Source organism: Helicobacter sp. NHP19-003 (assembly GCF_019703305.1).
In the GTDB taxonomy this organism is placed as follows: domain Bacteria; phylum Campylobacterota; class Campylobacteria; order Campylobacterales; family Helicobacteraceae; genus Helicobacter; species Helicobacter gastrocanis.
In genome coordinates, this window is the sequence record NZ_AP024814.1 from 807,343 (window position 1) to 832,929 (window position 25,587).

The window sequence follows — 25,587 nt, forward strand, 5'->3', positions numbered from 1 at the left end:
TACCCAAAAATAATATTTAGTAAACAAAAAATTAATAAAAATCCACATTTTTCACCAAGCTTGGATTTGGTTATACAAACTATCCCTTTCAATGGCTTGAAAACGCGCGTCCTTGATTTGGTAAATCAAATCCTCTTTGCCCACCCCTTTTTTGCTCTTGGCCCCCCCGGCAGATTGGATCATCTCCACCTCGATCGTGCCGTCCAAATCGTCCGCTCCAAACTCTTGCGCTACTAGGGCTAAGTTTAGCCCCAAAGTCGCCCAGTAAGCTTTGATGTGGGGGATGTTTGGAAGGACTATACGGGCAATGGCAATGGTCTTTAAAATCTCCACCGCGCTCGGGCTTTTTTCCACCTTTAAAAAGTTGTTGTCTTTTTGATAGAGCAAGGGGATAAAAGCGTTAAAGCCCCCCGCTTTGGCCTCCACTTTATCTTGTGGGCTTTGGGCGTGCTTTAAGCGTAGCATGTGATCTAGGCGGTTTTCTCTGCTCTCCACATGCCCAAAGAGCATGGTCGCATTGCTCATCTTGCCCAAAGAGTGCCAATATTGGTGGATCTCAAGCCACCGAGTCGAGCTGACCTTGCCCGCACAAATGTGCTTTCTCACCTTTTCATCAAAAATCTCCGCTCCCCCCCCGGGCATGCTATCTACCCCGGCATCTAGCATGTCCTCTAATACCTCTTGGTAGGGCTTGTTAAATTTCGTGCTTAAAAAATGCACCTCCGCCGCTGTCATCGCCTTTAAGTGCAAATCCTTAAATTCTGCCTTGATCGCCTTAAACAGCTCAAAATACCACGCATAGCTGTAATGTGGGTTGTGCGCACTCACCACATGCACCTCTTTAATGCCCCGTGCATAAGAGTCAGAAATTTGCTCTAAAATCTGCGCTTGGGTCATTTCGTAGGGGTTGGGGTTCTTGCGGCTGGCTGAAAAGGCGCAAAACTTACAACTATCCGTGCAAATATTGCTTGGGTTGATGTGGCGGTTGGTGTTGAAAAAGACTTTATCTTGGTGCATTTGCGTGCGAATCGCATGCGCCTCTTTGGCTAACACAAATAAATCGTAATCGTAAAGCTTGGCTAACGCACTCGCCTCATGGCACTGCCCACTTAGGGCTTGTTCTAATAAATCCATCGTTTTAATCCTCTATTTTGGGTTATCCCCCCGTTTTGTAAAAAGCCCGCTCGGACACTTGGTTTTGCGTGCCCGGTTGCCATAAATTCTTTTCGGGCTTGTTGTGCACGCTTTGGTGCAGGGCTTGGCGCATTAAGGTGGGGTTAGCTTGTAAAATCGCGCTCTTGGCACTCACGCTGTCTTGATAATACAGGCAGGGGAAAATTGTGCCATCGGCGCTCAGGCGGATTTTATTGCAGTGCTTGCAAAAGTCGTCGTTGTGCGGGGCGATGATCCCAAACTCATAGCCATCCTCTAGGGCGTAAATTTTAGACGGGCTCACCCCCTCGCTTTTGAGGCATAGATTGGGGTATTTTTGGCGCACCACCTCTAAAATCTGCGCCTCGCTAAGTCCTTTTAGTTGGCTGTTGGCGTGCGTGTTCTCCATGAACTCGATGAAGCGGATTTGGGCGTTTTTACCCCGTGCAAACTCCAACAACTCTAAAATTTCATCCTCATTGATGCCTTTAAGCACGACCATATTAAACTTCAGCCCCAAACCCACTTTCAACGCCGCATTAATCCCCTCTAAAACCGCCCCCAAGCCGTCCTTTTGCGAGATTTTGGCGACCCTCTCAGGTTTGAGCGAATCTAGCGATACATTGACCCGCTCTAGGCCCGCCTCTTTTAGTTGCGCTGCCTGTGCCTTTAGCAAAAACCCATTCGTGGTTAAAGCCAACTTCACATGCGGGGCGTAGGCGTGGATTTTAGCGATAAAGGGGGCTAAATCCTTGCAAATCAAGGGCTCTCCACCCGTGATTCTGATTTTACTCACCCCCTCATCAATGGCAATCTTAATAAACTCGAGCATTTTATCAAGGGGCAAAACCTCTTCGCTCCCCACAAAGTCCATCGGTGTGGTGGGCATGCAATACTGACAGCGAAAATTGCACTGCTTGGTTACAGACACCCGCAAGTAGTCAATTTGGCGCGCAAAGGTATCCACAAGCATGAACTTCTCCACTTTTTAGGCTAGATGAGTAAAATAGCAAATCTATTGACAATTTGGGCTGAAACAAAGACATTTAACGACACAAGACATGGTGGGTTTAAAGGCAGATATGGGCGTGGAGCTTTCTTTTCTTAAAAATGTGGCAAGTGGCTATGCAAAGTTAAAAGCGCATTACGAGGTGATCAACAGAGATTTATCCCATGCCAGCTCAAGGGACGACATTTGTACCCCCATGGCGTGTGTGGAGCGCATGCTAGATTACTTGCCCCAAGAGCTTTGGGAGAGAAAGGGGCTTAAAATCCTCGATCCTTGCGTGGGCAATGGGAATTTTGCCGCCTACGCTCAGTGTAAAACCAGCCTAGACAATATCCATTGCAACGAACTTTCCAAACAAAGGTTTTTGAATTGTATAGACATCTTAAACCCCAAGCACATCACCAATCAAAACTTTTTTGACATCAACACCCCCCACACCTACGACCTCATCATGGCAAACCCCCCTTACTCAGGTGGGGGCAATAAAAACCGTAGCCTCTCTAATCGGTTTATAGAACATGCGATCGATTTATTGAAAGATCAAGGTTTCTTGTGTTTTGTAACGCCGACTAATTGGATGAGCTACAACAATAACAACATGACACTCAAGAAACTCCTTAGCTGTGGGAGCTTTTTAGTGCTCGACAACGATGTGAAAAAGCATTTCAAGGGCATCGGCTCGTCCTTTGTGGTGTTTGTGTGGCAAAAGGGGGTGTTTGGCAAAGAAACTTTGGTGAAAAATGCCTTTTTACAAAAAGACAGCCAAAGAGTGCAAATCCCTACAGACTTGCCCTTTTTGCCCCTGTACCTTTCAAATGAGATCATCAGCCTAGTTCAAAAGTGCCTAAGCACAGAGGAAAACAACGCCTTTGCCTATAGGTGCGATCTGCATAACTTCACCCAAAAGGACAAATTGAGCGACACCCCCGATGCGATTTTCCAATACGAAACGATCCACACCCCCAAAAAAACCCGTTACGCCACCATCAAGCAAGACATTTACGACAAGTGGATCATCATCATCCCCCTATCCACCTATTTTTTACCCTACATCAAGCACCACGCCAACACCACGCAATCCGTGGGCTACATCGCCTTTGAGAGCCAAGCAGAAGCGCAAAATTACATGGCGTTTTTAAAACAACCCCACATCAAACTTTTAATCCACCTCACAAGGTATGGCAACTTCAACAACATCAAGGTCTTAAAACACCTGAGCTTTGCCAAACAAATGGACTTCACACGAGCAGAGCTTGAAACCATCCACACCCTTTGCCAACACATCAAATACTAATTGTTGGCATCCACTTGGATATTGGCGAGGGGTTTATGGTTGAATTGTTCTATGAATTTTTTAACCATAATGTCTTCAATGGCTAAGGATTTAGGCGAAGGAAAGGGGGCTGACTCGACCCCATGCCATACAATTGTGTAGGGATCATCGCTACAATCGCAAAGGTAGAGTTTAAAGGGCAAACGGGTGGCGACCATCGATTGTGTGATTTTAATATTTGTGGTGCTTGCGGTGCGCCAATTATAAACGGTGCCACAATTATAAGAGCCCAACCTTTCCTTAAAAGTCTTTCTTGTCTGCCCTATTTTAATGATATGCTCTTTGTCTTCAAGGGGGCAAGTGATTAAATAAGCGACCCCGCTAGATTGGTTAAAAATCCTTTGGGCTTCATCGCTCGTAAAATTGATTGCCTTGATTTTCTCATTTGTGCGCCGATTGCCTATGATTGTCATAGGCTCGGCTTTGAGTTGGCAGATATAGATAAAGTCGTTTTTACCCGTAAAAGAAAATTCTTGTAAGGTGGGTTGTTGTTGGATTTCATGGATCGTGAAGGGCTGATCGTTTTGATTTTTTAACGCATACAAGACACCTAAAGCCTTGATATACGCCGCCTCACGCTTTGAAACTACACCCCATTTACACAAGTGCATAAAGTCTTTAACGCTTCTAAAGTCGGTTTATCGCCCTGTGCCATTAATGCCCCCCAAACTTCTTAGACTTTTTAGGCTAAATGGGTAAAATAGCAAATCCATTGACAATTTGGGCTGAAATGCCGCCATTTAAAACCCTTTAAGGACATTGATGACAAACCCCATGTCTTTTACGGATTTTTTAGCCACTCTACAAAAGACCAACCGCACGCTTGGCTTTTTCGTGGATTGGCAAAAAGTCTTGAACAACCGCCAAAAAATCCGCCTTTATGCCAAACACCTAAACACCCTTTTAGGAGTCAGCGCGCCAGACTTGCCCACCAAAGTGGCGCAAATTTTTCAAGACCACCAAGAAGCCTTTAGCCTTTTGCCCTCACTACTTGCCATTAGAAACCCCAAAGAACTTGTCAAAGGGGGGGTTTTGCAAGACTATTTACAAAGCCCAAAGGGCATTTGCACACTCCTACAAGAGAGCGGACTTTTAGAAATCTTTAGCGCACGCCAAATCACAGACCTAAACGATGTGATCTTTGGGATTGAGGTGGGCTTAGACAGTAACGCGCGTAAAAACCGCAGCGGGGCGTTGATGGAGCAACACCTAGAAAACGCCTTTCAACAAGCCAAGCTTCATTTTAAAGCACAGGTGAGCGTTACAGAGTTTAAGGACTTGCACGGTAGCTTTGGCAACGACATTAAGAAGTTTGATTTTGTGATCTATGGCAACCAAACGACCTACTTCATTGAACGCAATTTTTACAGCAGCGGGGGGAGCAAATTGAACGAAGTCGCAAGGGCGTATCAAGAGCTTGCCCCCCGTTTTGCCAAGCACCCCCATAAAGAATTTATTTGGATCACAGATGGGCAAGGGTGGCTTGAGGCTAAAAATAAACTCCAAGAAGCCTATAAAAGTGTGCGGGTTTATAACCTAAGCCAGCTAGGCACTCTCTTAAATGAGCTAAGCCATGCCTAATTTAGCCTTCGCCAGCTCTGATCAAAAATTTAAACTCTACCACGCCGATTGCAAGGAGGTCTTGCCCCATTTTAAAGAGAGCGTGGATTTGATCTTTGCCGATCCGCCTTATTTTCTCTCCAATGGAGGGCTTAGTATCCAAAACGGACAGATCGTGAGCGTCAATAAGGGGAGTGGGACAAAAGCCAAGGGCTAGAGCACATGCACGCCTTTAATGTGGAGTGGCTCAGCCTTGCTAAAGATGCCCTAAAGCCCACAGGTTCGCTATTCATCAGCGCCACTTACCACAATCTCTTTTCTTTGGGGCTCGCCTTGCAATCTCTAGGCTTTAAACTCTTAAACATCATCACATGGCATAAGAGCAACCCCCCGCCTAATTTTTCTTGCCGTACTTTGGTGCATGCCAGCGAGCAAATCTTATGGGCACGCAAAAGCCCCAAACACGCCCACATTTTCAACTACCAGTGCATGAAGGCGCTCAATGGGGGTAAGCAAATGCGCGATGTATGGACCTTACCCGCCATCGCCCCGTGGGAGAAAAGCCTAGGCAAGCACCCCACACAAAAACCCCTGAGCCTTTTAGCCCGCTTGATTCTCATGGCAAGCACAGAAGAGAGCTTGGTTTGCGACCCTTTCAGCGGCTCGGGCTCTACGGGCATTGCGGCGAATTTACTCGGGCGCAACTTCGTGGGGATTGAAAGAGAGTTAGAGTTTATCGAGCTAGCCACCAAGCGCAAGCAGGATTTGGATCTGCGTTTTGGCGAGCTGTCTAAAAAAATTTCTAAGTGGATCGCCTAGTGCAAAACTTAAATTGTGTGTTGTTGTGTGGGGGGAAAAGCAGCCGTATGCAAGTGGGGGGCAAGCAGTTTGACAAGGCCCTTTTGCCCTTTAAAGACACCACGCTTTTAGAGTTTCAGCACGCCAAACTCAAACAATGGTTTCAAGAGGTCTATCTCTCCTGCAAACAGCCCTACCCTTTCAAGGCGCGGCATTTGATCGAAGCAACAAGCCACTTTAACCCCTTAGTGGGGATGGCACATGCGTTAAGCGCATTACAAACCCCCCTAATCTTTATCCCCGTGGATATGCCTTTTATCACGCAAGAAAGCCTTTTAAAACTCTATGACAACCGCTTTAAAGCTCCTCTAATTTATCTAAAAAGCCCCAAGACCTTTTACTTGCCGAGTTTATGCCAGCCGAGTGCCCTAGACCTCCTGCAAGAGGCTCTAGATGGGGGGCAAGAAAAAGTGGGGGCAGTGTTTGCCAAAATAGGCTTTGGGGTAGAAGTGATCGAGAGTAAAGAGTTTTGCAATTTAAACACCTACAACGACTACACAGAGGCGTTAAATGGCTGAAGAAGAAAAAACCGAGCTCCCCTCGGCAAAAAAGATTGAAAAAGCAAGAGAAGAGGGCAATGTCGCCAAGAGTTTGGAGGTCTTAGGGTTTTTAGGCTTGCTGGGCAGTTTTGGGGGGATTTTTGTGTTTTTTCAATTTTGGCTCGAGAGTTTTGAGAGCATGTTTAGGCAGTCCTTGCGCTGGGTGAAGTTAGACTTCACCCCCCATAATTTGTATGTACTGTCCTTGCAACTGCTGAAAGACATTCTATGGGTGCTGTTGCCTTTTCTCTTTTTAGTGGGGCTTGTGGCGTTTTTGGCAAATGTCTTGCAATTTGGCTTTTTATTCAGCCCCAAAGCCATTGAGCCTAAATGGAGCAAAATCAACCCCATCACAGGCTTTAAAAATCTATTCAGCCTCAAACGGCTCTTAGATGGGCTGTTGATCACCACAAAGGTGTTGATCGCTTTCATTTTGGGCTTTGTCTTGGTGTATTCATTTGTGGATGAACTCACGGGTGTGGCGCAATTTAATTACAAAGACCAGCTCTTGTGGTTTAAAGGCAAGTCTTTAGAGGTCATTGCGGGTTTGTTGTTCTTGTTTCTCGTGGCTTCTTTGTTAGATTTTATGCTCAAACGGCGGCAATACATAGAGTCCTTAAAAATGACAAAACAAGAAGTCAAGGATGAATACAAACAACAAGAGGGCAACCCCGAGATCAAAGCCAAAATCAAGCAACTCATGCTGAAAAACTCCATGAGTAAAATGATGGCGGCCATCCCCAGCGCAAATGTGGTCGTTACTAACCCAACACACTACGCTGTGGCGTTGAGGTTTGAAGAAAACGACCCCGCCCCTGTGGTTGTGGCTAAGGGCATAGACCACTTAGCCATCCGCATTAAAGGTGTGGCAAGAGAACACGAAATCGAAATCATAGAAAACCCTAAACTCGCTAGACAGCTCTACCAAGATGTGGACATTGATGAGGTGATCCCTAAAGTGCTCTTTGAGGCGGTGGCGATTGTATTTGCCCAAGTGGCGCACATCCAGCAAATGAAGAACCGCTAAAGCCCCTTGCTCTCCAGCCACTTTAAGAGGCACGCAAGCACGGCTTGCTTGTCGCTCTCATCAAAGATTTTGTGGCGGTCTTTAGAAAACAGGCGCAGTTCAATGTCCTTAAAGCCTTGTTTTTCTAGGCAGTGGTGCGCTTTTACCACGCCCACGCCAAAGTTGCCACACACATCGTCTAGCCCACTTAAAAACAAAATGGGTAAATCCTTGCGCCCATAGGCGTGGGTGTGAAACACCTTAAAAGCCCCTTCAGTCAAAAGCGCAAAACTCTTGGTGCTGAAGACAAAGCGCGAGGCCGGGTCCATGCGTAGAAGTTTCAACGCCCCCGTGTTTTTACACACCCAATTACCCTGGTACATCCGCACCTTAGGGTGCAAACTAAAGAGCGTGTTGACCCCCCCCTTAAAGTGGATATCCAAACGGCCCAACACCTTTAGCAAGAAGGCGCAAAACCTTAAGCCAAAGAAAGGGGCGGGCGTGCCTGTTAAAACCAAAGCGTCTAGGGGAGTGTAGTCGTGTTGCACCAGCCGTCTAGCCAGCAAAGACCCCATGCTATGGCCTAAAAGCACGAGTTTATGCGTGGGGTAAAGGGCTTTGATGTGTTTGGCAAGTTTGGCCATGTCCTTGACTGCCCACTCAAAGCCATCATCGCCCATCTCCCCCCAAAAAATCTCACCTTGATGCTCCAAAACACTCAGTCCATGCCCCCTGTGATCGGCGACAAAGACCACATACCCCCGATTACAAAGCTCTGCTGCCAGCCATTTATAATGCTCTTTATGCTCCACCATGCCCGTGGCAATCTGCACCACCACCCCCTTAGACTGAGTGGGCTCATAGCGGTCAAAATAAAGTTCTAAATAAGGGGGGTTATCGCTGTTGATGCGTTCGTTCTTAGCCACCTAGTCATCCTTTAAGAAAAGCGCAAATTTTCATAAGAGTCGGGGATTAAATAATCTTGACAAGCCACAAGCTCGGGGTAAAGCCCGTGTTTAAAACCCAAAGCAAAGAGCGCATCAATGCCTGCCCTTTGCTCCCCACTCAAAGCGCAAGAGTTTTCATTGGCATACATGCTTAAATAAGTGTCTAAATGTGCCTTATGGACTCTCACTAAGCTCCGCTCTAAGAGCATGTCCGCTAGCAAATCTTGGTGCTTTAGAGCAAGCACAATCGCCTTGTTTAAAGCCTTTTGCATGCGTATGGCTTGCGTTAAAGGGATGGAACGCCTAAGAGCCATGCCCCCTAAAGGCAGGGGCAACTCGCTGTTAGAGAGCTCACACCACACCTCCCAAATCTCTTTTTCCACAATCAAATCGGGGTGAAAGTCTAAAATGCTCTCGTGGATCAGCACTCCCGCGTCCACTTCACCCTTTAAAACAGCTCCTTCGATCTCTAAGAAATTTTTATACACCACCCGTGCCTGTGGGTAATAGAGCCTGAACAAAAGGGCATTGGTGGTGTACTGCCCGCTTAAAGCCACTTTGAAATTCTTTTTAAGGGGCTTGTTTTGAAGGCGCACCAGCTTAGGCCCATAGCCCTGCCCAAAACTTGTCGCTGGTTGCAACAAGGCGTAATGGTCTTTAATGAGGGGGTAGAGCCCAAAACTAATGGCGCTAATGGCATGCGTGCCCTTAAGGGCTTCTTGGTTTAGGCTCTCTATGTCTAGGGCGTGGTGCGTGAAAGGCTTAGGGAAATTGACCCACCCAAAGGCAAGGGCGTAAAACATAAAAATATCGTCCGCATCGGGGCTGTGCGCTATGCTTAGCATGCAACCTTCCTTTTCTCTCATTTTAGCTTGTTTTATTAAAAATAGGGCGTTGTGCCTTTTAGGGATTCTAAGCGCATTTGAAGGGCATTATAAAGGTCTTGTGCTGGGCAATGACTTGAGTTGGGGGCGTGTCCGCAAGCTTGCTAGCCGATTGCATCTTTGCCGACCTTTTCTCAGGCACGGCAGCGGTGGGGCGGTTGTTTAAAAACCATGCCAAACAGGTGTTGAGCAACGATAAAGAGTTTTATAGTTTCGTACTTGCCAAACACTACATTGAAAACACCAAACCCCTCAAGCGGGCACAAACTCTCATCGATGCGCTCAATAACTTGCCCCCACTAGCGGGCAAAATCTACCAACACTACGCTTTAGGCGGTGGGGAAGGGCGCTTATACTTTAGCGACAGCAATGCTCTAAAAATCGATGCCATGCGCACCCAAATTGACAAAAGGGCTTTTTGGGCGTATTAAAGACTCTTAAATACGCATTAGGTACTCGTTAAACTTAAATTGCACTCCATCGGCAATGAGTGTGGGCCTAAAACACCACTAAAGAGTCGATGGCCTCTAAAAAAGGCACTATAACCCTTTATGGATGGAGGCTGGTTGTTGCGCTAAATCCAGCAACTTAGAGGCTTGTTAAAGGTCTCTTCAAGGGTCTTAAATCCACGGTAATGCTCATGTCATAGAGGGTTTTATACACACCAAGTGCTTTAAAAATTTCTTGACCCAAAAATCTTTTTTATGGGTTGTTGTTTTTCATGTTGCGTCTAGCTGTGTAAGTGTTGCTTTTGTGGGGAGAAGTTATTTAATCTAAGCGCACGATCAAGGCTTTGCCGTGCTTGCTAAGATGACAAGATCGGGGTTTGCTGTGGGTTTACAAAACTCGAGAACATTAAAGGGCTTTTAGGGGTTTGGCGAGTTGCTCCAAAAGGGTTTGATCCCCGCTGGCAAAGAGTTCTAATTTTGTGCTTGTGTGGGGGTGCAAGTTGTAAACTTGCCTTAAGCGTGCCACAATCGCCTCGCCTGAGTGGACTAAGTGCACGGGGGATTTGAAGCGGTTGGTAAAGTAGGATTGTAGGGGTTTAGCGATCCAAGGAAAATGGGTGCAACCTAAGACCAAAACAGAGGGGGCGCTCTTTAGGGGGGCAAAGTAGTGCGCCATACACGCCTCTAAGAGCGCGCCCTCTAAAACCCCCTCTTCAATCAAAGGGACAAACAAGCCTGTAGCCAAACTATCCACGAAGCCATAGCCCTGCTCTTTGAGCTCCCTTGCATAACGCCCTGAGCTGATGGTCGCCTTAGTGCCTAGCACCAAAATAGGGGCGTTTTTGGGCGTGCTTTGCGTGATCGCTAAAACCCCCGCCTCAATCACGCCCACAATGGGGATTTTGGCGTGCGCACGCATGGCGGGCAGAGCCCACGCGCTCACACTGTTGCACGCCACGACCAACATGTCAATGCTAAAAGGCTGAAAAAAATCCAACGCCTCTAGGGAGAACTTGGCGATGGTGGCGGGGTCTTTAGGGCCATAGGGCACGCGGGCGGTGTCGCCATAATAGATGATGTGCTCGAACAAGCGGGCCTTTAGCAGGCTCTCTAAAACGCTTAAACCCCCCACCCCACTGTCAAATACTCCGACCTTCAAGAACCCTCTTGCATGAGTTTTAAGAACTCTTGGTTGTCCTTTGTGGTCTGCATTTTGGAGTAAATGAAGTTCAGCGCTTCCACATCGTCCATTTGTTGCATCACATTTCTTAACACCCACACCTTAGTTAGCGTGTCCTTGCCTAGCAGGATATTGTCTTTACGGGTGCCCGATTTTAGCACATCAAAGGCGGGGTAAATGCGCCGATCCGAGATGCTTCTAGCCAGCACAATTTCGCTATTGCCCGTGCCTTTAAACTCTTCAAAAATCACCTCATCCATGCGTGAGCCGGTTTCAATCAAGGCGGTGGCGATGATCGTTAAGCTCCCCCCCTCTTCAATGTTGCGGGCTGCGCCAAAAAAGCGTTTGGGTTTATGCAAAGCGTTGGCATCCACGCCCCCGCTTAGCACCTTCCCGCTTGAGGGTGTGATCGCGTTGTAAGCCCGCGCTAGGCGGGTGATCGAATCTAGCAAAATCACCACATCTTTACCCATTTCCACCCGCCTCTTTGCCCGCTCGAGCACGAGCTCGGCAATGCGTATGTGGTTGGTGGAGGGCAGGTCAAAAGTAGAGCTAAAGACTTGCCCGCGCACACTTCTTTGCATGTCTGTCACTTCTTCGGGGCGTTCGTCCACCAATAAAATGATCAACTCCACTTCGGGGTGGTTGTAGGTGATCCCATGCGCGAGCTCTTTCATCAATTCGGTTTTACCTGTGCGCGGTGGGGCGACAATGAGTGCCCTTTGGCCCTTGCCCATGGGGCTAAACAAGTCTAGCATGCGTCCTGTAACCTTGGTGGGCTCATACTCTAATTTAAGCTGTTCGGTGGGAAATAGAGGGGTTAGGTTGTCAAAGAGTGGGCGGTGGCGGATTTCATCTAGGGGCAGGTAATTGACCGCCTCGATCTTTAGCAGGGCGTAGTATTTTTCTTGATCTTTAGGGGCGCGCACCTGCCCGGTAACAATGTCGCCATTGCGCAAGGCAAAGCGTTTGATCTGTGAATGGCTCACATAGGTGTCGTTTTGGTTATCTGAAAAACTCCCATCCAAACCACGCAAAAACCCATACCCATCCCCGGCGGTTTCTAAAATCCCCGTAAAAAGAATATAGCCACCTTGAGAAACCTGATTTTTTAGGATTTCAAACATCAAATCTTGGCGTTTAAACTCTTGGGGGTTTTCGACTTTTAGTTCATTGGCGATCTCTAAAAGCCGTTCTGTGGGGTGAGCGCGCAATTCTTCAATGCGGTATCCACTCACAGGGGTGTGGGTCTTTTGTTTATGGTGGTCGGCCATATCAATCCTTATGTGGGTATAACAATTAGAAGCCTCATTTTAGGGAAGCTAAACACAAAAAAAGAGGAATAAAACCCAGATTTTAGTGTAAAACTCTCTAAAAGTCAAGGCTTTAAACCTTTGCCATTGGCAATTTGCGCTTCAGGCCCGCCACAAAGACCAAAAGAAAAGTAGAAGCCACTAAAGGGTAGAGAAATGTAGGGATGGGCAGTGGGTCGCCCGCCGCGTAGCTGTGCATGCCAGATAAGTAGTAATTCACCCCAAAGTAGGTCATTAAAATGGAGTAAAAGCCGATCACGCTCGCAGCCGCAAAGACATAGGGCATGAACTCAAAACGCAAAAAGCGTAGGTGTAAAATGATCGCATAGACAGCGATAGAGATGAGTGCCCATGTTTCTTTAGGGTCCCAACCCCAGTAACGCCCCCAAGACTCATTGGCCCACACCCCGCCAAGGAAGTTGCCCACCGCGAGCAACAACAGCCCCATGATCATCCCCATTTCATTGAGCGCGCTTAGGGCTAAAATGCTCGTATCAATGTGGGGGCGTCTCTCGCTCCTTAAGAGGAACAACAGCAGGGTGAGTAGCCCTAGTATGAAGCATAGCCCCAAGAAGCCATAGCTTGCGGTGATGATGGACACATGGATATTGAGCCAATAGGATTTCAAAACGGGGACTAAATTGCTGATCTGTGGGTCCATAAAGCCCAAATGCGCCACAAACAGCGCAATGCCCGCCAAAAAGCTAGATGCGCACAACGCTAAGTTGGAGCGCAAAATGAGCCCTGAGAGCATCGCCGCCCACGAAATGTAGAGCATGGACTCGTAGGCGTTGCTCCAGGGGGCATGCCCACTCACATACCAGCGCAACACCAACCCAACGCTGTGCGCCAACCAACAGAGCAACAAAAGGCCATAAAAACTAAAATGCAGCCACTTGGGCACGGGTCTATTTTTAAAGATCGCCACAAGCACCACGCCTAAGAGCACCACGCCTAAGAGCAAGTAGGGGAGCATGAGCGTGTGGAAAAAATTGCTGTGGTTTAAGAGTATCTCCGAGTCCACACGCCCCGGGCTTAGGGCGAGCTTGCTGTGCGCGCGTTGGTAGGCGAGCAAGTCGTTTAGGGTTTTATGCACGCTGCCCCATTGGTTTTGATCCACGCCCAAGTCAAAGCCCTTAAACAAGTCCCTTAAAAAATGCGTGGCTTCTGTAGAGATTTTAATGTTCTCGTTTTTGATCGCATCGGCAGGACTTAGCCATGTGTTGCCGCTTTGATCGGGGAAAATCTTTAAAATGCTCCCACTAAAGATCATGTAGACAAGGTTGACCCGCTCATCCAGCTTTAAAATGTCCTTATCAAATTCATCCCTATCTTTGGGGGCTTTTTGGTTCACTTCCTCCACGAAGTTTTGGAGTTTGTAGCCATGCGGCCCGAAGACATCCAAAAATGCGATGCGCCGCTGGTTCGTGGGTGTGCCTAGCAAGGCTCTAAGTTTGGGTGTGGAGGTGTAAATCATTTTAATGCTTTTATAATCATCGGGATAAAGCATCATGCCCAGCATCACTTGTAAGGCATCCATGCCCTTAAAGCCGTCTTCTTTGGTGATTTTGTGGATGAGCTCAATGCTTAGGGTGTCTAAAGGTTTGATCCGCCCCTCAAAGCCCTGCACCTGCAAACGGGCAAAGGGGGTGAGTTGCTCTTTTGAGTGCGCCCTCAAATCCTTAAAGCGTTGCAAGATTTTGGCATGAATCTGGGCGGTGCTTGGGTGTATCTTGGCCATTTTATCTAGGGGGGTTGGGGCGTGGGGGGTTTTGCCCCCGTGCATGTCGATTTTGCCCTCATCGGCGTGCGCCATTGCGCCAAGAGAGAGGGCACACAAGAGAGCTACAATGTGTTGGGCTTTTAAAAAACGAGAAAGCCTTTGGAAACGCCCCTGCCGGCTAAAGAGCAAGAACAACGCCCCTGCCATGAGCAAGCCATAACCCAAATAAGTTAAATTCTTGCCCGGATCGCGATTGACCGATAAAATCGTGCCCTGCTCGTCTGTGTCGTAAGAGGATTGGAAAAAGCGATACCCCCCATAATCTAGGACATGGTTCATAAAAATGCGAAAGGGCATGATTAATTGCCCCTTGCTGTCCAACACTTCTACTTGCGAAGCGTAAGAGGAGGGGCTCATCGAGCCGGGGTAGCGCTCTAGCTCAAAACGGGTTAAATGCAGTTTAAAGGGCAATACACGCTCTGTAACCCCCCAATTTAAGGCGATTTGTACGCCCTCTAGTGTGGTTTTTTCATCTTGGCTCACCTCACCTTGTCCGCCCAAAATATGCAAGGTGTGGCTTGCCCCACCATAGCTTAGTTTGATTTCTAACAACGCCTTGTTGTCCCTTTTTTCGGGCGACATTTTATGCACACTGATGGGCTCCAGGCGTAGGGGCTTGCCATACGCCATCACCTCTTCAGTGGGTAGGTAACGGGAGAAGGGCGAGAGTGTGGTTTTTAAGGAAAAATGCAAAGGGGGTTGTTGGTCTTTGCTGATCGTTAAATTTAAATAGCTGTCGGCGGTGGTGATTTTGTCGCTGGTTTGGTTGGTGCGTAGATGCATGGTGGCTTCAAAGCCAAAAAACCTTGTTACCCCCGCCCCCAAAATGATAAACACCAAAGAACTGTGGAAAAACAAGCTGGCGTAGCGTTGCCGCTGCCACGCTTTAGAAGCGATTAAGGTCCCCACGATCACCAAGAGCAAATACACATGCAGGGCACTAAACCACCATGTGTTATACACCACAGCACGGCTTGCCGGTGTGCCATAATCGTTTTCAATGAAGGTCGCCAACGCACAAGCGGTTGCATACACCATCAACAGGGGGATTGCCACCCAAAAAGAGCCAAAGAAAAAACCAAAGATTCTTTTAACCTGCATGTCTAGCTTCTTGTGTTTTTTTAAGGATATACGCCCGCAATTTCTCAATGAATTGTTTGTCGTTTAAATCCTTATACAGCCCCTTGCCAACAAACTCCAGCACCGCCAAAAGTTGCACATGGGGCATGTAACCGGGCAATTCGTAAATGGTCTTGCCCGTGGGGTCGGCGAGCACGAGCGTGGGCGTGGAATTGACATCATAGATGGAAGAGAGGTCCTGGGTGCTTAACATCGTTTCTTTGGGCTTTTCAGCAGGTCCGATGACAAAATGGTGCATTTTGGAGTAGCTGATGTTGATGTAGTAGGCGCTGAAGTGGTCTTTAATGTAGGTGCGTAAATTGGCGTAGTGCTTTAAGTCCTGCTTTAGCATTTCGCAATACGAGCAGCCATTTTTGCCAAAGACAAGCAGCATATACTTGCCCTTTGTGCGGATGTCCTGCGTGTCTTGGAAAATGTCTTCTAGGCCGGCATAGCTTTGTTTATCGAAGTTATTGCTCTCTTTAAAAACGCTTTGGGGGGAGGTTGCCCCTGAGCTTAGCATGCTCTCATCCACCTTGTCATCGGCTAGGGCACAATGACAAAAGAGAGCTAAGAGGGGGAGTAAAAAAAATGGACGCATCAAAAACCTTTTTAAGAAAATGGGGCATTGTAGCTTTTTTACATAAATCATGGGCTTAGGGGCTTTCTAGGGGCGTTGTGGACCAAATCTACAATCGCCCGTATAAAACCTAAATCATCGTTTAAACAAGGGCAAACGAGAAACTGCGGCACAGCAAGACGCATGGCTTCTAGGCGGTATTGTATTTGCAACTCGTAAACGGTCTCCGAGTTGTCGATGCTAAAGGCTAGGGGGTAGATGATGATTTTATCTTTGCGGTGCGTTTCTAGGGCTTCTTGGGTGCTAGGCTCAAGCCATTTCATGGGACCAACCTTAGATTGATAGCTCAAGGTGATTTTTTTAAAGTGCATGGGCAAAAGTTGTTGTTTGAGCAGGCTCACATGGTGCAAACACTCGGCTTGGTAGGGGTCGCCTTGTTGTACCACGCTTTCAGGCAGCCCATGCACGCTAAAAATCAGCACAAACTCCCTAGGGTTGTGTCCCTTTATTGTATTTGCAATGCTCTCAACAATGGCTTGATTGTAGGACTCATGCGTGTAAAAGCGGTCAATGCAACTCAACTTAGGAGAGAAATTTAGTGCCCTTAAGGCTTTTAGAGCGTCTTCAAGGGAGGATAGCGTGGTTGTTGTGGAGTATTGCGGATACATAGAAAAGAGCAAACATGACTCAAAGCCCTGCACCTTCAGCTCGGCAAAAACCATGGGCGCAAAAGGGGGGGTGTAGCGCATGGCGTAGGTGTAATGGCGGGTGGGATCTAAGGCGTTTAGGCGGTGTGTGAGCCTTGCGCTCAAGGCATTTATGGGGGACTTGTGTCCGATTTTTTGGTAAATGGCTTTGGATTTTTCTTTACGCATTTTTACGATAAAGGAGGCTAAGAGTTTGCGCCAAAAGGGGCTTTTGATGGCCAGAATATAGGGGTCGTTGAACATGTTTGTTAAAAACACTTCCACTTCGTAAAGGTTGTTCGGACCACCCATATTCAAAAGGACAACGGCTTCTTTAGGCTCTGAAATCGACATAAGCTCCTATTATGCCATGATTTGTCATTTTTGCATGGTAAAATGTTGGCTCATGCCAAACAAAGGATTACACATGTTTGAAACCATCATCGGCTTAGAAGTGCATGCCCAACTCAACACCCAGACCAAGATTTTTTGCGCCTGCCCCACGAGTTTTAAAGACACGCCCAACACCAACACCTGCCCCGTGTGCTTAGGGCTACCGGGGGCTTTGCCCGTGCTAAACGCTGAAGCGGTGAAAAAAGCCATCGCCTTTGGCACGGCGATCAACGCCACCATCACACAAGAGAGCGTCTTTGCCCGCAAGAATTACTTTTACCCCGACTTGCCTAAAGCCTATCAAATCTCACAATTTGAGCGCCCCATAGTCGCTCATGGGTATTTAGACATAGAAACGCCCGAGGGCATAAAACGCATTAACATTGAAAGGGCACACCTTGAAGAGGACGCGGGCAAGAACATACACGCCAGCCACCACTCGCAGGTGGATTTAAACAGGGCCGGCACGCCCCTTTTAGAGATTGTGAGTTGCCCGGACATGCGTAGCAGCGAGCAAGCCATCAGCTATTTAAAGAAATTGCACGCCATTGTGTGCTTTTTGGACATTTGCGATGGCAACATGCAAGAGGGCAATTTTAGGTGCGATGCCAATGTGTCTATCCGCCCCAGAGGCGAAACTAAGCTCCTTACAAGGGTGGAAATTAAAAACCTAAATAGCTTTAAGTTTATCCAAAAGGCGATTGAGTATGAGGTGGAAAGACAGATTGAGGCGTTTGAAAGGGGTACTTATGCAAGCGAGGTTGTGCAAGAAACCCGTTTGTTTGACACGGCTAGGGGGATCACGCAGTCCATGCGCAACAAAGAAGAGTCTGCCGATTACCGCTACTTCCCTGATCCAGACTTGCGCCCCGTGCACATCCCCGAGAGCCTACTACAAGAGGGGCGCAAGATTAAAGAGTTGCCCGAAGCCAAAAAGACGCGTTACATAGAGAGTTTGGGGCTAAAGACTGAAGAGGCGAACACTCTAGTGGGGAGTTTGGAGTTGGCCACCTACTTTGAGAAAATGCTAGAGCTGGGCGCAAGCGCGAAGGGGGCCTGTTCGTGGCTATGCGTAGAGCTGTTGGGGCGTTTGGAAGGCGAGCAGACTTTGCAAGAATGCCCCATTAAGCCGGACACTTTGGCGAAAATCGTGCTGGACATTGAAAGTCAACGCATTTCAGGCAAGGCGGGCAAGGAAATTTTAGACACATTGATGAAACAAGAGAGTGCAAGTCCTAAAGACATAGACACACTCATAGATCGACTCGGGTTAGCGCAAGTGGGCGATGAGGGCACGCTTTTAAAGGCGATTGCTGAGGTGTTAGAGAGCAATGCCGACAAAGTCGCTGAGTACAAAAGCGGTAAAGACAAACTCTTTGGCTTCTTTGTAGGACAGGTGCTCAAAAAACTCAAAAACGCCAACCCGGGAATGGTCAACAGCCTACTCAAACAAGAATTAAGCAAGTAAACTAGGGTTTTAGGTTTTTGAGGTTTTGCATTTCGGTTACGCTGTAGCGGATCACTTCAAAGCCCGTGGGGTTTTTGGGCATCATGGCGGTGTCAAAGGCGGGCAGGGGCTTGAAGGCAAAGCTCAACACAATATTATAGCGTTTCTCTGTCAAGAGACTGCCCGCCCTAAAGAGCTTTGCCACGATCTGCACTTGGGCGATGTTTTGCTCCTTGCTTTGCTTGAGTAAAGAGATGTTGATGATGTGGATGTCCCTTGTGAGCTGTTGGGCAGTGTAAATGCTGTTTTTGGAGGCCACCAAGTTTTCAAAAACCTGCCACACCTGCGCCTCGCTTTGCAAACGCACGACTTCATAGCGCTCCTTATCGTCTATGCGGTTAATCGACTCTCTATCGAGCACATACTGCCCCACTAAAGAACGCACTAAGGCTTCGTTGCTTGCCAAATTGCCATCTGCCTTTTGGATGATGGCGTAGTGCTTGTCTTGGTTGGCAAAGTCTATGAAGTGGTGTTCGGTTTTCTTTAGGGGCAAGAGAATCATCAATGCCACAACCAACGCCAAACTGATGAAGCTTAGCAGTACCACTAAGCGGTAGGCGATGGTGGTGTTGCGCCTTTCAATTCTAAAAACGCTGTTTAAGTCCAAGTTCTGCACCGCCAAGCTTTCGATCTTGCTTGCCATGTCTTTTTCAAACTTGGCCTGCTCTGCCTGCAGTTTCGCCCACAACTCGGCGATAATCTCGTCTTTTAGGAGGTCGTTGTTATTTGCCATGCCCCGCTCGAAGTGTGCCAAATTTGCCCGCTTGCAAGTCGACTTGGGCTTGTGCGACCTCCTCTTTGTTGGTCATCACAAAGGGGCCATGCCCTACGATCGGCTCGTTTAGAGGCAAGCCCGTTAAAACCAGCACGCTGGAAGGCTCTAGGGCTTCAAGGTGCACCAAATCTCCACCCTTTTGAAAGGTGATGAGCTCCTGTGTGCTGGCCTTTTGTTTCTCTACAGATACCAGCCCCTCACGCACTAAAATCCAGACATTATGCTCTTCTGGAATGGGCAAAGACAAGAACCCCCTAAGCTCTATGCCCCACACATTGACAGGGCTAAGGGTTTGCGCCACACCCTTAAGCCCATTAAACGCACCTGCAATCACGCGCACTTGGCTTTTTTTTAGAGTGGCTATGGGGATTTGCTCTGGGTTGATGGCTTGGCATGCTAAGCCGTGCGAGTCGCTGTGTTCCACCTCCCCTTGATAGGCTCGTCTTTCTATGAACATCTTTTCAAAGAGATAGCCCATTGCTCTACACAAAGGCTAATAAATCACAAAAGAGATTAAAGTCTAGGTTTTCTAAGCGGTCTTGATTGCCCAAAAGGGTTTCAATTTGGGCAACTTTTTTGAGTGGATAGACCTTTTTTAGGGCGTTTTGGCATTTTTGTTGCAAGGCACTCAAGCCTTCTTCGCGTCTAAAGCGGTGCCCTAGAGGGTATTTCACTTCAATTTTTTGCGTGCTTGTGCCGTTTTTAAAAAAGACTTGCAGGGCGTTAGGAATCGCCCTTTTGTGCGGTTCTTTGGCTTCCTTGGTGTAAGTGGGGCTCACCTGCACTTCCACCAAGCCCATGAGTTGCTGTAAAAAGGAGTTCTTGGCGTTCATGTCGCTGTAAGAGTCTGTGCATAAATGCCCCCTTAACAGGGCGTAGGCAATGGGGTAGGCGAGGCTATACTCGCGATCGAGGCGTTGGTAAGCCTGCCCCCCGCCTGCCATGATTTTCTCCACGCCCTCTTGAGTGGTGAGCACAATTTTAGCGATCTCATCTAGTCTGGGGGCAACTTGTTTATGCAAGATCAAGGCGCACTCCACAGCGGTTTGGATAGGGAAAAGCACAGGGTAAGAGATTTTATACAAGACATTTTCGATCACATGTGCGCCTAACTCGTTTAGTGCTAAACCGCCCTTAGTTTGGGGCATACACACGGCTTCAAAGCCCCACTTAGGCGCACTCAAAGCCTTCATGCAGCCCATTTCACCGCTCATCGCCCTTAGCGCAAGTTGCACCCACCGACTTGTGGCATCCGCCCCCGCCCAAGCCTGCCTCGTGGCGCTAAAAGGGGCGTGGCGAAACACTCGAAGCACCCCCCATCTACAAAGGCGTGTGAAAGCGCGCTTAAAATTTCTTCTTTGCCCCCCTAAAATTTTTGCCCCCACGCCCGCACTTGCCAAACGCACTAATAAAGTGTGATCCAGGCCTTCATCGTAAAAGGAATTGTCCATCGCCAGCACGCCTTGAATCTCATAGGCCTGCACCATGGCGTGCAAAATATCTCTCACTTTGAGGGGCTGTTCTTGTTTGGATAGACGCAGGCGGCTCACATAATCGCCCAACGCCCAAATCGCCCCCAAATTGTCGCTAGGGTGGCACCACTCTTTGGCTAGCCATGTATCGTTAAAGTCCATCCAGCGCACCATGCATGACACATTAAACGCCGCGCCCACAGGTTCAAGCTGGTAAGCCGTGCCAAGCACTTTCGCCCCTAGCGGTCTAAAATCTGCCCCCGGCACACTAGGGCCTAGTAACTTCGTGCACTCAGGGTCTTTGAGCGCCATTAAAGCGCAGGCAATGGAGTCTATGAGGCTGAGTGTGGCGCTTTGGGTGGCGTGTTTGGAAATCTCGCCGTCTAAAATGTAGTGGGCTAGGGTTGTAAGAGCTGAATCGTAACTTAACATAAAAACTTCCTTTTAAATCCTTGATAAACCTTAGTGAAAAAGTGCGTTACCCACACGCACTAAATTTGCCCCATAGGCGATGGCAAGCTCAAAATCCCCGCTCATGCCCATAGAGAGGGTTTTGGCCTTGGGGAGTTTGTCAAACAAGTCCCTAGCGGCACTAAAAACCCGCTCGCTTTGGGCTTCATCGCCCCCAAGGGGCCCCATCGCCATTAAACCTTGCAAATGGATTTTAGGGCATGTTTGGCTGATTTTAGCGTAAGTTTCAAGGGCGTGCTCTAAAGCCACGCCGTTTTTTTGCGCTTCGCCCGAGACATTCACTTGCAACAAGGCATTTATTGGCTCTTTAGCCCTAGTGTCTATGGCTTGTGCCAGCTCTAAAGAGTGCAAGCTATGGAGTAGGGCGGGTTTTAGCTCTAAAAGCTTGTTGATTTTATTGTGTTGCAAAGGCCCTAGCATGTGCCACTCTAGGGGCAAATCTTGCAAACTTGTGGCTTTACGCCCAAACTCTTGTATGTAATTCTCCCCAAAGGCTCTTTGTCCGCACGCATAAAGCTCTTGCACCTGCTCTAGGCTGGCGTATTTAGACACCGCCACTAGGCGCACAATGTGGTGGCGGCTGTAGGCAAGACGTGCCTTTTCTATGCGCTCTAAGAGATGGTCTAAGCGTTTTTTAAGCTCCATGTGCGCCCTTTGGGGAGTTGTAAATGTGGTATTTGTGGTACAAGTGGTCGCTTAAAGGGGGGATGAGCCCCTTTTTGGCAAGGCTTTCTAGCACGCTTAAAGAACAATCCGTTTCCTTAGGCCACTCTCTCATATGCCCTTCTAATATGCCCTTGTCGGTCGCGTCTATGCAAATTAAGGGGGGGGTTAGCCAAATGTCGCGTTGTGCATCTATATTATTGACGACACGCCAAAGAAGCATGTAGGGGTTGTCTAGGTCGTTCTTGTGGCTATCTACAAAAATCAAGGCGCTCACAAGAGGGGCTAGGCTCTCTAAATCTTTAAACAGGGGCACTAGGGGGGTGGTTTTTGCCACCCCCACAAGGGCAATGGGGTTTTTGCTCTCTAATCCGTATTGCCTTAAATCCTGTACTTGGGGGATTAAGGCTTGTAGGCGTTTTAAAAGCTCGAGGTCTTTTAGAGGGGTCTTGGGGTGTGGGCTGGGCTCTAGGGCAACTAGGCCTAACTTGCCCCCAAAGGCGTAGGTGGGGCTGGCGTGATCGAGCGCATCGCACACGCCTTGAGAAAATAGGCTTTGGTTTAAATCTAGGTGGTCTAAAATGTGGCGAAAAAGGGCGGGGTAATCGGTGAGTTTGGGTGCATTGGGCCCGACAAAGATCGCATGCTTGACAAAGCTCATTTGCCCCGTGCCCCAAAAGTGGTGCATGATTTGGTGGGCGTGTCCGGGGTAGCTGGGTGCAATTTGGGCGAGGATTAAATTATGAAACACCCCATTTTCGGGCATGTGATAATCAATCAGCCCATGCGCGCTTTTTTGCAGCAGGGGCAAAAACAGCCTTTCGGTGAAGTAGCCCATGTATTTGTCCTCTAGGGGGGGCTTGCCGACCACGCTGGCTAAATAAACAGGATTGTCTTTCAAATGCATGGCGTGCACTTCTAAAACGGGGTAGGGTTCTTTAGGTGTGTAAAAACCCGTGTGATCGCCAAAGGGACCCTCTGGCTCTAAGTGGTTAGGGTCCACCCACCCCTCAAGCACAATGTCCGCGTCCATAGGCACAGCAAGGGGGTTTGTAAGACAGAGCGTTAAATGGGCGCATTTGCCCCGAATCAAGCCATACAGGGCAAGCTCAAACACCCCGTAGGGTAGGGGGGCTTGCCCGCACCATGTGTAAAGCGCGTCCCCGCCGATCGCCACGCTCACGGGCATTTTCGCCCCCGCTTTTTTGTAGGCAGGCAAAAAGTGGTTTGCGTCTTTGTGGATTTGCCAGTGCAAACCTAGGCGGTTCTTGCCCTGCACTTGCAAGCGGTAAAGCCCTAAGTTGTGGTGTTTGCCATCAAGGCTCTTGGTGTAAATCTGCCCCATCGTGATGAAAGGAGCGGCGTCTTCTTGCCAAGTGGTGAGGATGGGCAATTTGTCTAAATCCACCTGCTCGCCTTGAAACACCTGTCTTTGGGGAGGGGTTTTAGAGATTTTAGGCAAACTAAAGCGCAGGTTGTAAAGGTTTTTGGCTAGCCCTAAGAAGTCTTTAAAGCTCCTTGGCTTTTGTAAATTTAGTAGGCTTTCTAATTGCGCTTGGCAGTTTTCAATGGAGCGGTTGATGATAAACTCTAGCCGCTCTTTCGCACCAAAGACATTCATTAAAACGGGGATGTCTAAGGGCACATCGCCCCTTTTGGGCTTGGTGAACAATAAGGCTTGCCCGCCCTTGGGCTTCTTGGCTTCAATGTAGGCGATGTGGGGGATTTCTAAGCAGACATCGAGGGGCGTGTCGAGCACCCGCAAATCCCCCCGACTTTTAAGCTTGCTGATGAGTTCTTGCAATTAGATAGAAACCAAAGACACGCCTAGGCAGTGGGGGACTTCTTGTAGGTCGTGTAAAATGGTGGAGCTGATGGGCGTGTCCACTAAAATGACAGCTAGAGCTTGGGCTTTGGCGTTGCGCCCCAGCCTGAAATCGGCAATGTTGATGCCGTGCTTGGCTAAAGTGTGCCCCACATTGCCGATCACTCCGGGTTTGTCGGTGTTTTTGAATAAAATCATCGTGCCCTGTGGCTGGATGTCCATTTCAAAGCCATCTATGTTTATGATTTTTAAAATATCATCGCTAAAGGCGGTGGCGCTGATTTGGGTGCTGTAGTTGGGTGCGCTCAATTGTAAAGTGATGCAGTTTGTGTAAGGGGTCGCATCCTCTAGAGTCTTGGTGGTCAAGTGGATTTGACGCTCCTTAGCGATGAAAGGGGCATTGACATAGTTGATCTTATCGCCCAAACTAGGTTTTAACAGCCCCATTAAAGCAAAGGTGAGCAAGGAATTGCTGTATTCACAAATCGAGCCGGCCAAAGTCAGCTCTAAAGCACTCCACGCCCCTTTATGCACCTGGGCGCAAAAGAAACCGAGCTTTTGGGCGAGCTGTAAATAAGGTTTGGCGTAGGGAGCGATGTCGTCTTGGATGGGGATGTTTAGGGCATTAGGATAAGAGCTCCCCCTTAAAGCTTCCATCGCCGCTTGAGCGGCTTCTTTGGCGATTTGCTCTTGCGATTCATAGGTGTTTGCCCCGATGTGTGGCGTAACATAGACATTGTCTAGTTCTAAAAGTGGGTTATTTGTGCCCGGCTCTTTGCTAAAGACATCCATGCCTAGCCAGCGCACTTTTTTAGACTTCAAGCCCGCATACAGGGCTTCTTCATTGTAAAGCCCCCCCCTAGCGCAGTTGATTAAGATCACACCCTCCTTCATTTGGGCGATTTGCTCTTTATCAATGATGTTGATCGTTTCCTTGTTCTTGGGGGTGTGGATGGTGATGATGTCGCAACCTAAAATGTCTTTAAAATCTTTGGTGTAGAGCACGCCTAAATCTGTGGCTTTGGATTTGTGGATATAAGGGTCATAGGTGATGACCTCCATGCCAAAGGCAAGTGCGCGCACACCTACTCTCGAGCCGATGTTGCCAAAGCCGATGATCCCTAGTTTCTTACCATAAAGCTCCGTGCCATACCAATCCTCCCTTTTCCACAGGCGATCGTGCTTAAGCTGTGTGTTTGCTCCGGGGAAACGGCGTATGGCATTGAGCATATGGGCCATGGTGAGTTCCACCGCCGCAATGGTGTTGGCTGTAGGGACATTCATCACCACCACGCCCCTTTGCGAGCATAAATCGATGTCGACATTATCCACGCCCACACCCGCCCGCACAATGGCTTTAAGTTTTGTGGCTTTTTCTAAAAGTTTGGCGTTTATGGGGGTCATGCTTCTTGTGATGAGCGCGTCTACCTCTTTAATTGCTTCAGGCAGGGCGGCCTTTTCAAGGGTGGAAAAGTCTAAAACTTTTAAATCCGCTTGCTCGTGTAAAAGGCTTAACCCTCTCTCGTGGATGGGATCGCAAATGGCAATTTTTGGCATGATTTATCCTTTAGTCAAGTTGATAGGGGATTTGGTAGTACTTCAAGTCTTCTAAAAATTGCTCTGTGGCGTTGGGTAAATAAATGATTAAAGTCGTCCCCGTTTTCTTTCTGTCCATGGCAAAATCGATGCGTTCGGTTTTAAGGATTTCTTGCAAACAAAAGAGTTTATAGTTGTCTAAGTTTTTGACGAGGATTTTGCGAGTCGGGGTGTTTTCTAAGAACTCAATCCCGACTTTCTTCTCCAAAGAGGGGTAGAGAAAGGGGTGATCTTGATCTGTGGCCATGTGGGGCTGTGTTTCGTGTAAGGACTGGATAAACACCTCCTTTAGTCCTTGCTCCTGCTTGGGGTGAGCCTCTAGGTGTGTGTTCTCTTTGGGTGTGTGGATGCTGTGTTCCTCATAGGCGGTGTGGGGCTTGTGGTGTTTTTTGGACAGATACATCTTATAGCCCAAAAATCCAGCCACACACAGAGCCACCGCCACGACAAACCACAGTACAAAGGCACGAAACTTGGCGATCTTCAT

General features: G+C 48.3%; 23 protein-coding genes and 1 pseudogene. 7 read left to right on the forward strand and 17 right to left on the reverse strand.

What is annotated here, in order from left to right:
* Positions 1-51 precede the first annotated feature (51 nt).
* Both mqnE and moaA read right to left on the reverse strand, forming a co-directional pair.
* Entirely contained in the window at positions 52-1,134 is a 1,083-nt protein-coding gene (gene mqnE, locus K6J72_RS04275; protein WP_221278923.1) for an aminofutalosine synthase MqnE, read from the reverse strand.
* Positions 1,135-1,156: 22 nt separating this feature from the next.
* The gene (gene moaA / locus K6J72_RS04280) at positions 1,157-2,125 is read right to left on the reverse strand and encodes a GTP 3',8-cyclase MoaA (RefSeq protein WP_221278924.1); all 969 of its coding nucleotides are present in this window, start codon (positions 2,123-2,125) and stop codon (positions 1,157-1,159) included.
* An 88-nt stretch (positions 2,126-2,213) separates the two neighbouring features.
* On the opposite strand from moaA, the gene K6J72_RS04285 reads away from it, so the two are divergent.
* Positions 2,214-3,455, forward strand: coding sequence for an Eco57I restriction-modification methylase domain-containing protein (locus tag K6J72_RS04285; RefSeq protein ID WP_221278925.1), 1,242 nt, complete (start codon positions 2,214-2,216; stop codon positions 3,453-3,455).
* Here K6J72_RS04285 and K6J72_RS04290 read toward each other — a convergent pair.
* A complete protein-coding gene (locus K6J72_RS04290) occupies positions 3,452-4,105 on the reverse strand; it encodes a hypothetical protein (protein WP_221278926.1) in 654 nt (217 codons plus the stop codon). The two genes, K6J72_RS04285 and K6J72_RS04290, sit on opposite strands and share 4 nt — an antisense overlap.
* Before the next feature lie 151 nt (positions 4,106-4,256).
* Between K6J72_RS04290 and K6J72_RS04295 the strand changes: the two genes are divergently transcribed.
* The 4 genes and pseudogenes from K6J72_RS04295 (at position 4,257) to flhB (ending at position 7,478) form a co-directional block, all read left to right on the forward strand.
* On the forward strand, positions 4,257-5,075 hold the full coding sequence (locus K6J72_RS04295; RefSeq protein ID WP_221278927.1) for a type II restriction endonuclease: 819 nt from the start codon (positions 4,257-4,259) through the stop codon (positions 5,073-5,075).
* A pseudogene (locus tag K6J72_RS04300) lies at positions 5,068-5,873 on the forward strand (DNA-methyltransferase). The gene K6J72_RS04295 and the pseudogene K6J72_RS04300 overlap by 8 nt, the downstream one beginning before the upstream one ends.
* Positions 5,873-6,430, forward strand: coding sequence for a molybdenum cofactor guanylyltransferase (locus K6J72_RS04305; protein WP_221278928.1), 558 nt, complete (start codon positions 5,873-5,875; stop codon positions 6,428-6,430). The pseudogene K6J72_RS04300 and the gene K6J72_RS04305 overlap by 1 nt, the downstream one beginning before the upstream one ends.
* A complete protein-coding gene (flhB, locus tag K6J72_RS04310; protein ID WP_221278929.1) occupies positions 6,423-7,478 on the forward strand; it encodes a flagellar biosynthesis protein FlhB in 1,056 nt (351 codons plus the stop codon). The genes K6J72_RS04305 and flhB overlap by 8 nt, the downstream gene beginning before the upstream one ends.
* Here the strand turns inward: flhB and K6J72_RS04315 are convergent.
* Together K6J72_RS04315 and K6J72_RS04320 are read right to left on the reverse strand one after the other, a co-directional pair.
* Positions 7,475-8,383 (reverse strand): alpha/beta fold hydrolase, encoded by a 909-nt coding sequence (locus tag K6J72_RS04315; RefSeq protein WP_221278930.1) that lies wholly within the window; start codon positions 8,381-8,383, stop codon positions 7,475-7,477. The genes flhB and K6J72_RS04315 overlap by 4 nt on opposite strands.
* Before the next feature lie 11 nt (positions 8,384-8,394).
* A complete protein-coding gene (locus K6J72_RS04320; protein ID WP_221278931.1) occupies positions 8,395-9,249 on the reverse strand; it encodes a menaquinone biosynthesis family protein in 855 nt (284 codons plus the stop codon).
* Positions 9,250-9,377: 128 nt separating this feature from the next.
* On the opposite strand from K6J72_RS04320, the gene K6J72_RS04325 reads away from it, so the two are divergent.
* The gene (locus K6J72_RS04325; protein ID WP_260320491.1) at positions 9,378-9,719 is read left to right on the forward strand and encodes a DNA adenine methylase; all 342 of its coding nucleotides are present in this window, start codon (positions 9,378-9,380) and stop codon (positions 9,717-9,719) included.
* 424 nt (positions 9,720-10,143) lie between these two features.
* Here K6J72_RS04325 and murI read toward each other — a convergent pair whose 3' ends face one another.
* The 5 genes from murI to hemH all read right to left on the reverse strand — a co-directional run bounded on the left by murI (position 10,144) and on the right by hemH (position 16,752).
* On the reverse strand, positions 10,144-10,896 hold the full coding sequence (gene murI, locus K6J72_RS04330; protein WP_221278932.1) for a glutamate racemase: 753 nt from the start codon (positions 10,894-10,896) through the stop codon (positions 10,144-10,146).
* The gene (gene rho / locus K6J72_RS04335) at positions 10,893-12,191 is read right to left on the reverse strand and encodes a transcription termination factor Rho (RefSeq protein ID WP_221278933.1); all 1,299 of its coding nucleotides are present in this window, start codon (positions 12,189-12,191) and stop codon (positions 10,893-10,895) included. Before rho ends, murI begins: the two co-directional genes overlap by 4 nt.
* A 112-nt stretch (positions 12,192-12,303) precedes the next feature.
* Positions 12,304-15,114 carry a cytochrome c biogenesis protein CcsA gene (ccsA, locus tag K6J72_RS04340; RefSeq protein WP_221278934.1) on the reverse strand — a complete coding sequence of 937 codons (2,811 nt, stop codon included), beginning with the start codon at positions 15,112-15,114 and terminating at the stop codon, positions 12,304-12,306.
* Positions 15,104-15,733: a SoxW family protein gene (locus K6J72_RS04345; protein ID WP_221278935.1), complete on the reverse strand. Its 630-nt coding sequence runs from the start codon at positions 15,731-15,733 to the stop codon at positions 15,104-15,106. The genes ccsA and K6J72_RS04345 overlap by 11 nt, the downstream gene beginning before the upstream one ends.
* A 47-nt stretch (positions 15,734-15,780) precedes the next feature.
* The gene (hemH, locus tag K6J72_RS04350; RefSeq protein WP_221278936.1) at positions 15,781-16,752 is read right to left on the reverse strand and encodes a ferrochelatase; all 972 of its coding nucleotides are present in this window, start codon (positions 16,750-16,752) and stop codon (positions 15,781-15,783) included.
* Between the two features lie 73 nt (positions 16,753-16,825).
* Between hemH and gatB the strand changes: the two genes are divergently transcribed.
* A complete protein-coding gene (gatB, locus tag K6J72_RS04355; protein WP_221278937.1) occupies positions 16,826-18,259 on the forward strand; it encodes an Asp-tRNA(Asn)/Glu-tRNA(Gln) amidotransferase subunit GatB in 1,434 nt (477 codons plus the stop codon).
* A gap of 1 nt (position 18,260) precedes the next feature.
* Here the strand turns inward: gatB and K6J72_RS04360 are convergent, their stop codons facing one another.
* From K6J72_RS04360 to K6J72_RS04390, 7 genes are read right to left on the reverse strand one after another with little or no spacing between them, the layout of a single operon-like run.
* The gene (locus K6J72_RS04360; RefSeq protein ID WP_260320493.1) at positions 18,261-19,052 is read right to left on the reverse strand and encodes a VirB8 family type IV secretion system protein; all 792 of its coding nucleotides are present in this window, start codon (positions 19,050-19,052) and stop codon (positions 18,261-18,263) included.
* Complete coding sequence (locus K6J72_RS04365) at positions 19,021-19,497, reverse strand: pirin-like C-terminal cupin domain-containing protein (RefSeq protein ID WP_260320494.1); 477 nt, start codon at positions 19,495-19,497, stop codon at positions 19,021-19,023. The genes K6J72_RS04360 and K6J72_RS04365 overlap by 32 nt, the downstream gene beginning before the upstream one ends.
* Before the next feature lie 58 nt (positions 19,498-19,555).
* The gene (prpD, locus tag K6J72_RS04370) at positions 19,556-20,977 is read right to left on the reverse strand and encodes a 2-methylcitrate dehydratase (RefSeq protein ID WP_260320495.1); all 1,422 of its coding nucleotides are present in this window, start codon (positions 20,975-20,977) and stop codon (positions 19,556-19,558) included.
* Positions 20,978-21,007: 30 nt separating this feature from the next.
* Positions 21,008-21,661, reverse strand: a complete 654-nt coding sequence (locus K6J72_RS04375; protein ID WP_221278939.1) for a YggS family pyridoxal phosphate-dependent enzyme — start codon at positions 21,659-21,661, stop codon at positions 21,008-21,010.
* A complete protein-coding gene (locus tag K6J72_RS04380) occupies positions 21,651-23,483 on the reverse strand; it encodes a menaquinone biosynthesis decarboxylase (RefSeq protein ID WP_221278940.1) in 1,833 nt (610 codons plus the stop codon). The genes K6J72_RS04375 and K6J72_RS04380 overlap by 11 nt, the downstream gene beginning before the upstream one ends.
* Positions 23,484-25,061 (reverse strand): phosphoglycerate dehydrogenase, encoded by a 1,578-nt coding sequence (gene serA, locus K6J72_RS04385; RefSeq protein ID WP_221278941.1) that lies wholly within the window; start codon positions 25,059-25,061, stop codon positions 23,484-23,486. It abuts the gene before it with no gap.
* A gap of 10 nt (positions 25,062-25,071) precedes the next feature.
* Complete coding sequence (locus tag K6J72_RS04390; RefSeq protein ID WP_221278942.1) at positions 25,072-25,587, reverse strand: hypothetical protein; 516 nt, start codon at positions 25,585-25,587, stop codon at positions 25,072-25,074.

Bases quoted from the DNA above. Each gene is read 5' to 3' on its own strand.
- rho (WP_221278933.1), bottom strand. From the start codon at position 12,191: ATGGCCGACCACCATAAACAAAAGACCCACACCCCTGTGAGTGGATAC.
- flhB (WP_221278929.1), top strand. From the start codon at position 6,423: ATGGCTGAAGAAGAAAAAACCGAGCTCCCCTCGGCAAAAAAGATTGAA.
- hemH (WP_221278936.1), bottom strand. From the start codon at position 16,752: ATGTCGATTTCAGAGCCTAAAGAAGCCGTTGTCCTTTTGAATATGGGT.
- prpD (WP_260320495.1), bottom strand. From the start codon at position 20,977: ATGTTAAGTTACGATTCAGCTCTTACAACCCTAGCCCACTACATTTTA.
- gatB (WP_221278937.1), top strand. From the start codon at position 16,826: ATGTTTGAAACCATCATCGGCTTAGAAGTGCATGCCCAACTCAACACC.
- K6J72_RS04320 (WP_221278931.1), bottom strand. From the start codon at position 9,249: ATGCTAAGCATAGCGCACAGCCCCGATGCGGACGATATTTTTATGTTT.
- K6J72_RS04295 (WP_221278927.1), top strand. From the start codon at position 4,257: ATGACAAACCCCATGTCTTTTACGGATTTTTTAGCCACTCTACAAAAG.
- K6J72_RS04290 (WP_221278926.1), bottom strand. From the start codon at position 4,105: ATGCACTTGTGTAAATGGGGTGTAGTTTCAAAGCGTGAGGCGGCGTAT.
- K6J72_RS04375 (WP_221278939.1), bottom strand. From the start codon at position 21,661: ATGGAGCTTAAAAAACGCTTAGACCATCTCTTAGAGCGCATAGAAAAG.
- ccsA (WP_221278934.1), bottom strand. From the start codon at position 15,114: ATGCAGGTTAAAAGAATCTTTGGTTTTTTCTTTGGCTCTTTTTGGGTG.
- moaA (WP_221278924.1), bottom strand. From the start codon at position 2,125: ATGCTTGTGGATACCTTTGCGCGCCAAATTGACTACTTGCGGGTGTCT.
- K6J72_RS04285 (WP_221278925.1), top strand. From the start codon at position 2,214: ATGGTGGGTTTAAAGGCAGATATGGGCGTGGAGCTTTCTTTTCTTAAA.
- mqnE (WP_221278923.1), bottom strand. From the start codon at position 1,134: ATGGATTTATTAGAACAAGCCCTAAGTGGGCAGTGCCATGAGGCGAGT.
- K6J72_RS04390 (WP_221278942.1), bottom strand. From the start codon at position 25,587: ATGAAGATCGCCAAGTTTCGTGCCTTTGTACTGTGGTTTGTCGTGGCG.
- K6J72_RS04345 (WP_221278935.1), bottom strand. From the start codon at position 15,733: ATGCGTCCATTTTTTTTACTCCCCCTCTTAGCTCTCTTTTGTCATTGT.
- serA (WP_221278941.1), bottom strand. From the start codon at position 25,061: ATGCCAAAAATTGCCATTTGCGATCCCATCCACGAGAGAGGGTTAAGC.